Source organism: Stenotrophomonas sp. TWI1149 (assembly GCF_039673155.1).
In the GTDB taxonomy this organism is placed as follows: Bacteria; Pseudomonadota; Gammaproteobacteria; order Xanthomonadales; family Xanthomonadaceae; genus Stenotrophomonas; species Stenotrophomonas maltophilia_AA.
On the sequence record NZ_JBDJLB010000003.1, the window covers coordinates 341,061 to 354,611 of the forward strand.

The following is a 13,551-nucleotide window of genomic DNA, read 5'->3' on the forward strand; positions in this document are numbered from 1 at the left end:
CACGTGCGCTGACGCCGGCTGCGGCAAGCTGGGCGCCAACACTGCAAGGCAGATCCGATGAAAAAACTGCTCTGGCTGACGGTCATCCTGCTGGTGGTGCTGGCGGGCATCGTGTTCAGCGGCCCCTATGTGACCGTGCATGGCCTCAGCCGCGCGATCGAACAGCGTGATACCGCCAAGCTCGACCGCTACGTGGACTTCCCGATGCTGCGCGCCAACCTGCGCGCGCAGCTGAGCGACTACGTGGTGCGCCGCGCCGGGCCGGACCTGCAGTCCAGCCTGTTCGGTGCGCTGTTGCTCTCGGCCGGTGACCGCCTCAGCGCGACCGCCGTGGATGCACTGGTGACACCGACCGGCATCGGCGCCCTGCTCGAGGGCCACACCCTGTGGAAGCGCGCCAGCAACGACCTGGACAGCCCCAGCAACGATGCCTACGCAGCGCCACGACCGGCGCGGCCGCTGAACGGTGCCACCCATCGTTTCGAGTCGCTGTCGCGCTTTACCGCTACCACCCACACCCCGCAGGGCGCGCCGGTGGTGTTCGTCCTGCAGCGCTCGGGCCTGCGCTGGCGCCTGGTCGACATCCGGCTGCCATTGAATCCCGAGACCACCGCCCCGTCGGCCCTGCCGATCCGGTAGGTGCCCACCGTTGGTGGGTACATCGGCGCCACCGTTGGTGGGTACATGGGCCCACGCACCTCCGGGCGGCGCATCAACCGTCGTTGGCTACACCATGCGGCACATGTCCGGCCGCCACGCTCTGGTGCTGCAGCGCGCTGTCGATGTTGTGCTGCGAATCGTCGAAGAAGATGTCCGCGCCGAAGGCTTCCAGGAACGGTCCCTTGTGACGGCCGCCGAGGAACAGCGCTTCATCCAGACGCACGCCCCATTCGCGCAGGGTGCGGATCACGCGCTCGTGCGCCGGCGCGGAGCGCGCGGTCACCAGTGCGGTGCGGATCGGCGCATCCTCGCCCGAGGGGAACACGGCCTGCAGGGTGTGCAGGGCCGACAGGAAATTGCGGAACGGGCCACCGCTGAGCGGCTCGCGGGCGTTCTCGCGCTCATGGCGCCCGAAGGCTTCCACGCCCTGCTCGCGCGAAATGCGCTCGCTCTCGTCACCAAAGATCACCGCATCACCATCGAAGGCGATGCGCAGCTGGCCCAGCGGACGGCCGAGGTCGACCTGTTCGGCCGCAGCGATGGTCTCGCCCGGTGGCTTGGGCAGGATGGTTGCGGCGGCAATGCCGTGCAGCAGCGCGCGGCGCACCGACTCCGGGTTGGCCGACAGGAACAGATCCGTGCCGAACGGCTTCACATACGGCCAGGTCGGCTCGCCCGCGGTGAACGTCGCGCGGATGATGCCCAGGTCGTAGTGCTGGATCGAATTGAAGATGCGCAGGCCGGTATCGGCGGAGTTGCGCGAGAGCAGGATAACTTCCACCCGCGGCTGTTCCGGCGACTGGCCCTGGTTGAGCGCGAGCAGCTTGCGCACCACCGGGAAGGCCACGCCGGGGCGCAGCACATCGTCTTCGTGCTTGCGCTGATACTCGGCGTAGGCATCGACGCCTTCGGCCTCGAACAGCGCGTGGCCCTCTTCCAGATCGAACAGGGCCCGCGAGGTCACGGCAACGGTCAGCAAGCGGGGGGTGTTGTCGCCCATGGCAATCAGCAATCCAATGCGGCCGCAGCGGCCGGCCAGCCATTCTCCCACAGAGCATGGCCACCACGGCCGTGCCCCGTCAGAACATGAACTGCTCGCTCAGGATCCGGTCTTCCAGATTGTGCTCCGGGTCGAACAGCATGGTGACGCGGCGCTCGCGCGATTCGCGGATGGTCACTTCCACCACATCGCGGGTTTCATGCGAATCGGCGGTGACACTGACCGGGCGCTTGTAGGGGTCGAGCACGCGGAACCGCACTTCGGTGTCGGCCTTGAGGATCGCCCCGCGCCAGCGGCGCGGACGGTACGGAGCCAACGGGGTCAGCGCGATGGTGTGCGAGCCCAGCGGCAGGATCGGACCGTGCGCGGAGTAGTTGTAGGCGGTGCTGCCGGCCGGGGTGGCGACCAGCACCCCGTCACCGATCAGCTCGGCCACGCGCTCCTGTCCATTGAGGTCGATGCCGATGTGCGCGGCCTGGCGGGTCTGGCGCAGCAGCGAGACGTCGTTGTAGGCCAGCGAGCCGGTGGTCGTGCCGGATTCGGTCAGCGCCAGCATCTCCAGCGGGCGCAGGTTGGCCGGTTCGGCCGCAGCCAGGCGCGCCGGCAGGTCGTCATCACGGAACTGGTTCATCAGGAACCCCACCGTGCCCAGCTTCATCCCGAACACCGGTTTGCCCAGCGCGCCGTAGCGATGCAGCGCCTGCAGCAGGAAGCCATCGCCCCCCAGCGGACACAGCACCTCGGCCTGCTCGGGCGTGTAGTCGCCATAGCGGGCCCGCATCTGTGCCAGGGCGAGCTGCGCCGCTTCGGTGGAACTGGCCAGGAAGGCGATACGGGGGGAAGCGCTCATCAAACATCCGGTGGGGCGGGTTCGCCAGAGCATACCCGCCACGTCCCGGGTAGGCCACGACCGCTGGTCGTGGCGTGGGGCGCCGGTCATGTCGGCGTCCGCACCGACCAACGGTCGGTACCTACCGGATGCCGGGAACCGACATGAAAAAACGGCCCCGCCGAAGCGGAGCCGTGTGTTTCTCATGCAATGCAGTTACCAGCCCCCCCCATCCCTCTGGAGCAGAGCCCCCCTGGGTCAGGGGGGCGCGCCAAAGGCGCGGGGGTCTGGAGGCATCGTTTGCATGGGGCCCACGGTTTGCAGGGCAAACCGTGGGGCGTCAGCGCGAATGCGCTCACGCACCATGCTTACGCGCCGTGCGAGGCCAGCTGACCGAGGCGCTGGACCGCGACCGAGACGGTCGGGTAGTCCAGGGTCTTCTGTTCGGCCAGCTCGGCCAGCATCGCCAGGGTGAAGCGCAGGCTGCTGTCGTCGCGGCCCATCCAGGCGGCGACCTTGGCTTCGGCGCTGCTGCCCTTCATCGACAGGACCTGGGCAGCCAGGTTGCGATGGTGGGCGGCCAGCTCGTCGCGCAGCACGCCACGGGCCACGGCGTGCCAGCGGCCGTTGACCTCCAGCGCGTCGATCTGCTCGAACAGCCACGGCAGCTGCAGGGCGTCGCCCAGGCGGAAGTGGACCTTGGAGACGTCCACCGGCTTGAGCTTGCGTGTCCGGGCCAGTTCGATGATGTCGAACGCCGGCTCCAGGAACTGCAGTTCCGAGAGCTGCTGCGACAACGCCGGCGGCAGGCCCTTGTCCTTCCACTCCTGCACGCTCGCCTCGTAGGCCGGGCGCTGCGAATCCGGCAGCACGCCCGAGGCGTCGCGGATGTCGTTGAACGCGGCCTGGTAGCGGTTGACGGCCTCGGTGATGCCCGGCATGGCGCCCGGACGCGAGAGCAGCCAGCGCACGAACGAGCGCTGCAGCTTCCAGATCACTTCCAGCGCGTCGATCTGCACCGACTCCGGCAGGGTGCCGTCGAGGGCGTCGATCTGTGCCCACAGCGCGCGTGCGTCCAGCGTTTCACGGCTGATCGTGTACGCCTTGGCGACCTCGGCCACGGTGCGGCCGGTGTCTTCCTGCATGCGCATCAGGAAGGTGGCGCCCATGCGGTTGATGGTCTGGTTGGTCACGGCCGTGGCGATGATCTCGCGCTTCAGGCGGTGACGCTCCATCGCATCGGCGTACTTCTTCTGCAGCGGCGTCGGGAAGTAGCGCTGCAGTTCCTTGGACAGGTACGGATCTTCCGGAATGTCCGACTCGAGCAGCTGCTGGAAGGCCACCAGCTTGGAGTAGGACAACAGCACCGAGAGTTCCGGACGGGTCAGGCCCTGGCCACGCGCCTTGCGTGCGGACAGTTCCGCATCCGAGGGCAGGTACTCGATCTGGCGGTCCAGCAGGCCCTGCTGTTCCAGCGTGCGGATGAAGTGCTGCTTGGACCCCAGGCGCTTGACCGCCATGCGTTCCATCAGGCTCAGCGCCTGGTTCTGACGGTAGTTGTCCATCAGCACCAGCGCGGCCACTTCGTCGGTCATCGAGGCCAGCAGCTTGTTGCGCTGTTCGACGGTCAACTTCTTGGCCCGCACCACATCGTTGAGCAGGATCTTGATGTTGACTTCGTGATCGGAGGTATCCACACCGGCCGAGTTGTCGATGAAGTCGGTGTTGAGCAGCACGCCGGCCTGGGCGGCTTCGATGCGGCCCAGCTGGGTCATGCCCAGGTTGCCGCCCTCGCCCACCACCTTGCAGCGCAGCTCGCCGCCATTGACGCGCAGCGCGTTGTTGGCACGATCGCCGACATCGCTGTGCTGCTCGCTGGCCGCCTTGACGTAGGTACCGATGCCGCCGTTCCACAGCAGGTCGACCGGCGACTTCAGGATCGCGCTCATCAGGTCGTTCGGGGTCATCGACTTGATGCCCTCGTCCAGGCCGAGTACCTCACGGACCTGCGGGGTGATCTCGATCGACTTCAGCGTACGCGGGTACACGCCACCGCCCTTGCTGATCAGCTTGGCATCGTAATCGGCCCAGCTGGAACGCGGCACGGTGAACAGACGCTCGCGCTCGACGAAGGTCGTGGCTGCATCCGGGTTCGGGTCCAGGAAGATGTGGCGGTGATCGAACGCAGCGACCAGGCGGATGTGGCGCGACAGCAGCATGCCGTTGCCGAACACGTCGCCGGACATGTCGCCCACGCCGACCGCGGTGAAATCCTGGCTCTGGCTGTCACGGCCCAGCGCACGGAAGTGGCGCTTGACCGACTCCCACGCACCGCGTGCGGTGATGCCCATGCCCTTGTGGTCGTAACCGACCGAGCCACCGGAGGCGAACGCGTCGCCCATCCAGAAGCCGTGCGCCACGGCCAGGCCGTTGGCGATGTCGGAGAACGTGGCGGTGCCCTTGTCGGCCGCCACCACCAGGTACGGGTCGTCCATGTCGTGGCGGACCACGTCCACCGGCGGCACGATCTTGTTGTTGACGATGTTGTCGGTGATGTCCAGCAGGCCCTGGATGAACAACTTGTAGCAGGCCACGCCGTTGGCGAACACCGCATCACGGTCGCCGTTGACCGGCGGCATCTTGGCGAAGAAGCCGCCCTTCGCACCGACCGGCACGATCACGGTGTTCTTGACCATCTGTGCCTTGACCAGGCCCAGCACCTCGGTGCGGAAGTCTTCGCGACGGTCCGACCAGCGCAGGCCGCCACGGGCGACGGCACCGAAGCGCAGGTGGGTACCTTCCACGCGCGGGCCATACACGAAGATCTCGCGGTACGGGCGCGGCTTGGGCAGGTCCGGCACCAGCGCCGAATCGAACTTGAAGCTGATGACGTGGCCCGGACGGCCCTCGGCATCGGTCTGGTAGTAGCTGGTGCGCAGGGTCGCATCGATCACGCCCATGAAGCTGCGCAGGATGCGGTCCTCATCGAGGCTGGAGACGCGGTCCATCAGCTTCAGCAGCGCATCGCGCGCGGCATCCATCTGCACGGTACGGTCGCCCTTGCGCGCATCGACCACGGTCTTGAGCACTTTCAGGGTGGCTTCGTCGCCGCCGGCGAGCACGGTCAGGTGCGCGCGCAGCTGGGCCTGGCCCTCCGCGATCGCGTCCTTGCTCTCGTGGCCGGTGGCCGGATCGAAGCGGGCTTCGAACAGCTCCACCAGCAGGCGGGCCAGCAGCGGGTAACGGGTGAAGGTACCTTCCACATAGGCCTGCGAGAACGGCACGCCGGTCTGCAGCAGGTACTTGCAGTAGCCACGCAGCATCGCGACCTGGCGCCAGTGCAGGCCGGCGGCGAGCACGAGGCGGTTGAAGCCGTCGTTCTCGGCATCGCCGTGCCACACGCGGGCGAAGGTTTCACCGAAGGCGGCATCGACGCTCGGCGCATCGATCGCACCGGCCACCGATTCCACTTCGAAGTCCTGCACGTACACCGGGGCGTTATCGACCGTCAGGCGGTACGGACGCTCGGAGATCACGCGCAGGCCCATGTTTTCCATCATCGGCAGCGCGTCCGACAACGGAATGTCGTCCAGCTGGCGATACAGCTTCAGGCGCAGGCCATCGCCTTCTTCGCGATGCACGGCCTGCAGGCTCAGGCGCAGATCGTCCGGACCGGTCAGCGCGTCCAGCTGGCTGACGTCGTTGGCGGCGATCTCGGTGCTGGAATCTTCGATGTAACCGGCCGGCAGCGCCTTGCCGATACGCGCGGCGATGCGCAGGCCTTCGCCTTCACCGTGGCGGGCGACCAGCGCTTCGCGCAGATCGTCCTGCCAGTTGCGCAGCACCTGGGCGAGCTTCTGCTCCAGTTCGCTGGTGTCCACTTCCAGGGTCTGGCCTGCCTTCGGACGCACGATCAGGTGCACCTGGGCCAGCGGCGACTCACCGAGCACCACCGAGCTGTCCACGTACTCGCCCTGCAGGGCGTCCTTGAGCATCGCTTCGATGCGCAGGCGCACATCGGTGTTGAAACGTTCGCGCGGCAGGTACACCAGCGCGGAGATGAAACGGCTGTACTTGTCGCGGCGCAGGAACAGGCGGCTGCGCACGCGCTCCTGCAGGCCCAGCACGCCCATGGCGGTGCGGAACAGTTCGTCCTCGCTGGACTGGAACAGTTCTTCGCGCGGCAGGGTTTCCAGGATGTGGCGCAGCGCCTTGCCGCTGTGGCTGCTCGGCGCCAGGCCGGACTTGCTCATCACGTATTCGTGGCGCTGGCGCACCAGCGGGATTTCCCACGGGCGGCGGTTGTAGGCGCTGGAGGTGAACAGGCCCAGGAAGCGCTGCTCGCCGATGATCTTGCCCTTGGCGTCGAATTCCAGCACGCCGATGTAATCCATGTAACCGGAGCGATGCACGCGCGAACGGGCATTGGTCTTGGTCAGGATCAGCGCGTCCTTCAGGCCGGTGGTGGCATTGAGACCCTGCGCGGCGAGCGTCTTGACCGGGCGTGCAGCGGACTTGTCCTGCCCGCGCATCAGGCCCAGCCCGGTGTCGTTGAGCGGCGCCAGTACGTCTTCCTTGCCCTGCTTCTCCACGCGGTATTCGCGGTAGCCGAAGAAGGTGAAGTGGTTGTCGGCGGCCCAGCGCAGGAACTCCTGTGCTTCGGCGCGCGACGCGGCATCGACCGGCAGCTGCCGGCTGCCCAGGTCGTCGGCCAGGCTCTGCGCCTTGGCACGCATCGCGTCCCAATCGCGGACGATGGCACGCACCTCGTCCAGCGCCTTGATGATCGCCTTCTCGACGTCGGCCATGGCCTCGGCCGGCTGGCGGTCGATCTCCAGCAGCATCACCGATTCGGCGGTGCCGTCGCTCACACCGGTCAGCTTGCCGGCCTTGTCACGCGCGAAGCGGATCACCGGGTGACCCAGCACGTGCACGCCGACGCCATGCTCGGCCAGCGACATCGTGACGGTGTCCACCAGGAACGGCATATCGTCGTTGACGATCTGCAGCACCGTATGCGGCGACTCCCACCCGTTGCTCTTCAGCGTCGGGTTGAACACGCGGACGTTGGCCTTGCCGGACTTGCGCACACGCGCGAATTCCAGCGTGTCCGCTGCCAGTGCGGCCCACTCCTCCGCGCTGTGGTGCGGGAACTCGTCCGCCTCCATGCGCTTGTAGAAGTCGGCGGCAAAAGCCACTGCCTCGGCCTGCCCGGCCGACGGGTAGCGCTTGCGCAAGGCCGTGTACACCGGCTCCAGCGAGAAGCCCACTGGCGAAACAGTCTGCGTATCGGCTGGTTTGGATTTGTTTTTCACGGTCTTGGCTGCTGGTTTTTGCGGTTTCATGACGGAGCGGTGCGTGATGCTCAGTTGGGAAAATGAAATTGTAGGCCTACCGCACAGAAATACCTTGCTGCAGGACGGAATAAGATCATTCGGGTTGGGTGGCGTTTACATCGGTGGTGTCAATCCGGCCGGGTACGGACATGGGCATCGGGATTTGCCATGGCGCAGCATCGGCCGCTTCCATTGCAACGTGACGTCGGGTATCAAACGCCGCGGAAAAACAAGGCTTCTACAATTCTGAACTGGACGGTATAGTCCACCGCGTGACTCCCCCACACCCCGCCGCCAGCACCCTGGACGCGCGCGATCACCGCGTGTTCGATGCCGTGCGCGAACTGCTGGCCAGCCAGGGCATGCAATTGAGCATGGACGCGGTGGCCCAGCACGCGGGCTGCTCCAAACAGACGCTCTACAGCCGCTACGGCAGCAAGCAGGAACTGCTCAAGCGGGTGATGCAGCGGCATGTCTGCCGCGCCACCGCCGGGCTGCGCTCACTCGACGGTGATGACCTGCGTGGCAGCCTGCTGCAGTTCGCCAATGACTACCTGGACCACTTCAATCAACCGCACGTGGTCCAGGCCCGGCGGCTGATCGCAACCGAATCCAGCCAGTTCCCCCAGGAAGCCCGTACCCTTTACCAGGACGGCGCCGGGGCACTGGCGCTTCATGTTTCTGAATGGCTGGCAACACGGGCCGCACAGGGCCAGTTGAGGCATGACGACCCGCACTTCATGGCTGAACTGCTATTGAGCATGATCGCCGGACTGGATTTCGAGAAACAACGTTTCCACATCCCCCACCGCGATGACGCCGCCGTGCGCCGCCGCTGGGCAGAATTCTCCGTCGACAGCTTCCTGCGCGCCTTCGCTGCGCCCGAAGCCGCCACGGCTTCGCATTCAAACCAACACCGGAGCTTCTCCTGATGATCGCCCCACTCCGCACCCTTGCCCTGACGTGCGCAGTCGCCTTTGCGTTGACCGCCTGCAAGAAGGAAGAGCAGCAGGCCCCGCCGCCGCCGGAGGTGGGCGTGATCGAGGCCAAGCCGCAGACCCTGCCGCTGCAGCGCGAGCTGGTCGGCCGCCTGTCGCCGTTCCGCAGCGCCGACGTGCGTGCCCGCGTCCCGGGCGTGCTGCTCAAGCGCGTGTATCAGGAAGGCTCGGACGTGAAGGAAGGCCAGGTGCTGTTCCTGATCGACCCGGCACCGCTGCAGGCTGCCCTCAATGCCTCCCAGGCCGAGCTGGCCTCGGCGCAGGCTACCGCCGCCAACGCCAAGGCCGCCGCCAACCGCGCCCGCTCGCTGGCGCCGCAGGCCTACGTCTCCAAGTCCGACCTGGATGCCGCCGAAGCCACCGAGCGCACCGCGGCTGCCGCCGTGCAGCAGGCCCAGGCCTCGCTGGCCAGCGCGCGGATCAACCTCGGGTATGCCGAAGTGCGCTCGCCGATCAGCGGCCGCGCCGGCAAGCAGCAGGTCACCGAAGGCGCGCTGGTCGGCCAGGGCGATGTGACCCTGCTGACCACCGTGGACCAGCTCGACCCGCTGTACGTGAACTTCTCGATGAGCGTGGATGAGCTGACCCAGATGCGCGCGGCCCAGGCCAAGGGCGCACTGGCCCTGAGCGGGGACGGCAAGTCCACCGTGCAGGTGAAGCTGGCCGACGGCACGGTCTACGACCAGCCGGGCACGCTGGACTTCTCCTCGACCACGGTCGATCCGGCCACCGGCGCGGTCTCGCTGCGCGCGGTGCTGCCGAACCCGCAGCAGATCCTGCTGCCGGGCGCCTTCGTCAGCTTCCAGGCGACCCTGGGTGAGCGCAACAACGCCTACCTGGTGCCGCTGCAGGCGCTGCAGCGCGACACCACCGGCGGCTATGTGCTGGTCGTGGGCAAGGACGGCAAGGTCATCCGCAAGAACGTGAAGAGTGAAGGCCAGCAGGGCAGCAACTGGCTGGTCAGTGGCGGGCTGGATGCCGGCGACCAGGTCATCGTGGCCGGCGTGCAGAAGGTCAAGGAAGGCGAGCCGGCCAAGGCCGCCCCGTGGAACCCGGCCGCCGGCAACGGCAATGGCCAGGCGCCGGCGGGTGCTGCTCCGGCAGGGGCCGCTCCGGCGGCTGCCGCCAAGCCCGATGCCGCTGCCGCGCCGGCCGACGCCGCCGCAGACACGTCCGACGCCGCTCCGGCTGCCGAACCGAACAAGCAATAACGGGAATCCTCCGTCATGCCTAAATTTTTCATTGAACACCCGGTATTCGCCTGGGTGGTCGCGATCCTGATCTCGCTTGCAGGCGTGATCTCGATCCTGGGTCTGGGCGTGGAGTCCTACCCGAGCATCGCACCTCCACAGGTGACGGTGAGCGCCACCTACCCCGGCGCCAGCGCCGACACCGCCGAAAAGTCGGTCACCCAGGTGATCGAGCAGCAGCTGACCGGTATCGATCACCTTCTGTACTTCAGCTCCTCCTCGGCCTCCAACGGCCGCGTCACCATCACCCTGACCTTCGAGACCGGCACCGATGCCGATATCGCCCAGGTCCAGGTGCAGAACAAGGTCTCGCTGGCGACCCCTCGCCTGCCGACCGAAGTGACCCAGCAGGGTGTGGTGGTGGCCAAGGCCAACGCCGGCTTCCTGATGGTGGTGGCCCTGCAGTCCGACAGCGCGTCGATCGACCGCGATGCCCTCAACGACATCGTCGGTTCGCGCGTGCTCGACCAGATCTCGCGCATCCCCGGCGTGGGCAGCACCCAGCAGTTCGGTTCCGAGTACGCCATGAACATCTGGCTCAACCCGGAAAAGATGCAGGGTTACGGCCTGTCCGCCACCCAGGTGCTGGCTGCGATCAAGGACCAGAACGTGCAGTTCGCGGCCGGTTCGCTGGGCTCGGATCCCTCGCCGGAAGGGCATTACTTCACCGCGACGGTCTCGGCCGAAGGCCGCTTCAGCTCGCCGGAAGAGTTCGAGAACATCATCCTGCGCGCCAATACCGACGGCTCGCGCGTGCTGCTCAAGGACATCGCCCGGATCGCCTTCGGTGCGAACAACTACGGCTTTGACACCCAGTACAACGGCAAGCCGACCGGCGCCTTCGCGATCCAGCTGCTGCCGGGTGCCAACGCCCTGAACGTGGCCAACGCGGTCACCGCCAAGATGGACGAGCTGTCGCCGAGCTTCCCGGCCGGTGTCAGCTGGTTCTCGCCGTACGACAGCACCACCTTCGTGAAGATCTCGATCGAGGAAGTGGTCAAGACCCTGATCGAAGCGGTCGCGCTGGTCTTCCTGGTGATGCTGATCTTCCTGCAGAACTTCCGCGCCACCCTGATCCCGACCCTGGTCATCCCGGTCGCGCTGCTGGGTACGTTCCTGGGCATGAGCATCATCGGCTTCACCATCAACCAGCTGACGCTGTTTGCGATGGTGCTGGCGATCGGCATCGTGGTCGATGACGCCATCGTGGTCATCGAGAACGTCGAACGCATCATGACCGAGGAGAAGCTGCCGCCCAAGGCCGCCACCCAGAAGGCCATGACCCAGATCACCGGTGCGGTGGTCGCGATCACGGTCGTGCTGGCCGCGGTGTTCATTCCGTCGGCCCTGCAGGGCGGTGCCGCCGGTGAGATCTACAAGCAGTTCGCGCTGACCATCGCCATCGCGATGGCCTTCTCGGCGTTCCTGGCACTGGGCTTCACCCCGGCGCTGTGCGCGACGTTCCTCAAGCCGACGCACAACGACAAGCCGAACATCGTCTACCGCACCTTCAACAAGTACTACGACAAGGTCAGCAACACCTACGTGGGCCACATCACCTCGGCGGTGAAGCATGCCCCGCGCTGGATGATCCTGTTCGTGGTGCTGACCGCGCTGTGCGGTTTCCTGTTCACGCGCATGCCGGGCAGCTTCCTGCCGGAAGAAGACCAGGGCTATGCGCTGGCGATCGTGCAGCTGCCGCCGGGCTCGACCAAGTCGCAGACCAACCACGCGTTCGCCCAGATGCGCGGCATCCTGCAAAAGCAGGATGGCTTCGAAGGCATGCTGCAGGTGGCCGGTTTCAGCTTCGTCGGCTCCGGTGAAAACGTGGGCATGGGCTTCATCCGCCTCAAGCCATGGGCGGACCGCGACATCACGGTGCCCGAGTTCATCAACAACATGAACGGCGCGTTCTTCGGCATCAAGGAGGCGCAGATCTTCGTGGTCAACCTGCCGACCGTGCAGGGCCTGGGCCAGTTCGGCGGCTTCGACATGTGGCTGCAGGACCGTGGCGGCGTGGGCTATGAGCAGCTGACGCAGGCGCGCAACATCCTGCTCGGCAAGGCCGCGCAGGAAAGCGATCTGCTGACCGGCGTACGCCCGAACGGCCTGGAAAACGCGCCGCAGCTGCAGTTGCACGTGGACCGGGTGCAGGCGCAGACCATGGGCCTGTCGGTCTCGGACGTGTACAGCACCATCCAGCTGATGCTGGCCCCGGTGTACGTCAACGACTTCTTCTATGAAGGCCGCATCAAGCGCGTGACCCTGCAGGCCGATGGCCCGTACCGCACCGGCGCGGAGTCGTTGAACAGCTTCTACACGCCGAGCACGCTGCAGACCAATCCCGACGGCACGCAGGCGATGATTCCGCTGAGCACCGTGGTGAAGTCCGAATGGGTGTCCGCACCGCCGTCGCTGAGCCGCTACAACGGCTACTCGGCGGTCAACATCGTCGGTTCGCAGGCGGCCGGGCGCAGCTCGGGCGAGGCGATGCAGGCGATGGAGCGGATCGTCAACGACGACCTGCCGGCAGGCTTCGGCTACGACTGGTCGGGCATGTCCTACCAGGAAATCCTGGCCGGCAACGCCGCGACCCTGCTGCTGGTGCTGTCCATCGTGGTGGTGTTCCTCTGCCTGGCCGCGCTGTATGAAAGCTGGTCGATCCCGGTGGCGGTGCTGCTGGTGGTGCCGCTCGGCGTTCTCGGCGCGCTGGCCTTCTCGCTGGCACGTGGCCTGCCGAACGATCTGTACTTCAAGATCGGCCTGATCACGGTGATCGGCCTGGCCGCGAAGAACGCGATCCTGATCGTGGAGTTCGCGGTGGAACAGCGGGCCGCGGGCAAGAACCTGCGCGAAGCAACCATCGAAGCCTCGCGCCTGCGCTTCCGTCCGATCCTGATGACCTCGTTCGCCTTCATCATGGGCGTGGTGCCGATGGCCATCTCCACCGGTGCCGGCGCCAACGCGCGTCACGCGATCGGTACCGGCGTGATCGGCGGCATGGTGTTCGCCACCTTCCTGGGTCTGCTGATGATCCCGGTGTTCTTCGTGGTGGTCCGCCGCATGCTGGGTGACAAGCTGGACGAACCGTCCAAGGAGTTCCTGGAGCGCCAGGGCGAAGCCAACACGGCCCACCGTCCGGATCGTTGATGCACCGGGGCAGCCACGGCTGCCCCACCCTGCCAGGTGACCACCGTGGGTGGTCACGCTGATCGGTAGGTGACCCCATGGGTGGTTACGCTGATCGGTAGGTGACCACCGTTGGTGGTCACACTGAAATGCAAAAGCCCCGGCGCGAGCCGGGGCTTTTTTGTGTGCGGCGCAAGAGGGGTAGAGCCACACCATGTGTGGCTCAGGCGATGCACGCGCGCCTGGGAAGCAGGTAGTGCCCGGCGCCGGGCCGGGCCCCCCCCAGGCCCCCCCGGGAGGGGCGCCAGGGGGCGCGCCCCCCGCCCGCCCCACCAAAAAGAGACAACCC

The 13,551-nt window shown here is 66.6% G+C and carries 6 protein-coding genes and 1 pseudogene; 4 read left to right on the forward strand and 3 right to left on the reverse strand.

The window, feature by feature from the left end:
* Positions 1-57: 57 nt before the first annotated feature.
* Entirely contained in the window at positions 58-639 is a 582-nt protein-coding gene (locus tag ABE424_RS05510; RefSeq protein ID WP_346492679.1) for a DUF2939 domain-containing protein, read from the forward strand.
* 73 nt (positions 640-712) lie between these two features.
* On the opposite strand, the gene ABE424_RS05515 is transcribed toward ABE424_RS05510, so the two are convergent.
* The 3 genes and pseudogenes from ABE424_RS05515 to ABE424_RS05525 all read right to left on the reverse strand — a co-directional run.
* Positions 713-1,660 (reverse strand): 5'-nucleotidase, encoded by a 948-nt coding sequence (locus ABE424_RS05515; protein WP_088434636.1) that lies wholly within the window; start codon positions 1,658-1,660, stop codon positions 713-715.
* 79 nt (positions 1,661-1,739) lie between these two features.
* Complete coding sequence (locus tag ABE424_RS05520) at positions 1,740-2,510, reverse strand: NAD kinase (protein ID WP_176990886.1); 771 nt, start codon at positions 2,508-2,510, stop codon at positions 1,740-1,742.
* Positions 2,511-2,857: 347 nt separating this feature from the next.
* Positions 2,858-7,750, reverse strand: a pseudogene (locus ABE424_RS05525) (NAD-glutamate dehydrogenase domain-containing protein); the annotation flags it as partial.
* A gap of 347 nt (positions 7,751-8,097) precedes the next feature.
* Between ABE424_RS05525 and ABE424_RS05530 the strand changes: the two are divergent.
* The 3 genes from ABE424_RS05530 to ABE424_RS05540 are packed head-to-tail and all read left to right on the forward strand — an operon-like array spanning position 8,098 to position 13,223.
* On the forward strand, positions 8,098-8,757 hold the full coding sequence (locus tag ABE424_RS05530) for a TetR/AcrR family transcriptional regulator (RefSeq protein WP_346492678.1): 660 nt from the start codon (positions 8,098-8,100) through the stop codon (positions 8,755-8,757).
* The gene (locus ABE424_RS05535; RefSeq protein ID WP_346479836.1) at positions 8,757-10,034 is read left to right on the forward strand and encodes an efflux RND transporter periplasmic adaptor subunit; all 1,278 of its coding nucleotides are present in this window, start codon (positions 8,757-8,759) and stop codon (positions 10,032-10,034) included. Before ABE424_RS05530 ends, ABE424_RS05535 begins: the two co-directional genes overlap by 1 nt.
* 15 nt (positions 10,035-10,049) lie before the next feature.
* Entirely contained in the window at positions 10,050-13,223 is a 3,174-nt protein-coding gene (locus ABE424_RS05540; RefSeq protein WP_346479837.1) for a multidrug efflux RND transporter permease subunit, read from the forward strand.
* The last annotated feature ends 328 nt before the right edge of the window (positions 13,224-13,551 follow it).

Bases quoted from the DNA above. Each gene is read 5' to 3' on its own strand.
- ABE424_RS05540 (WP_346479837.1), top strand. From the start codon at position 10,050: ATGCCTAAATTTTTCATTGAACACCCGGTATTCGCCTGGGTGGTCGCG.
- ABE424_RS05510 (WP_346492679.1), top strand. From the start codon at position 58: ATGAAAAAACTGCTCTGGCTGACGGTCATCCTGCTGGTGGTGCTGGCG.
- ABE424_RS05535 (WP_346479836.1), top strand. From the start codon at position 8,757: ATGATCGCCCCACTCCGCACCCTTGCCCTGACGTGCGCAGTCGCCTTT.
- ABE424_RS05520 (WP_176990886.1), bottom strand. From the start codon at position 2,510: ATGAGCGCTTCCCCCCGTATCGCCTTCCTGGCCAGTTCCACCGAAGCG.
- ABE424_RS05515 (WP_088434636.1), bottom strand. From the start codon at position 1,660: ATGGGCGACAACACCCCCCGCTTGCTGACCGTTGCCGTGACCTCGCGG.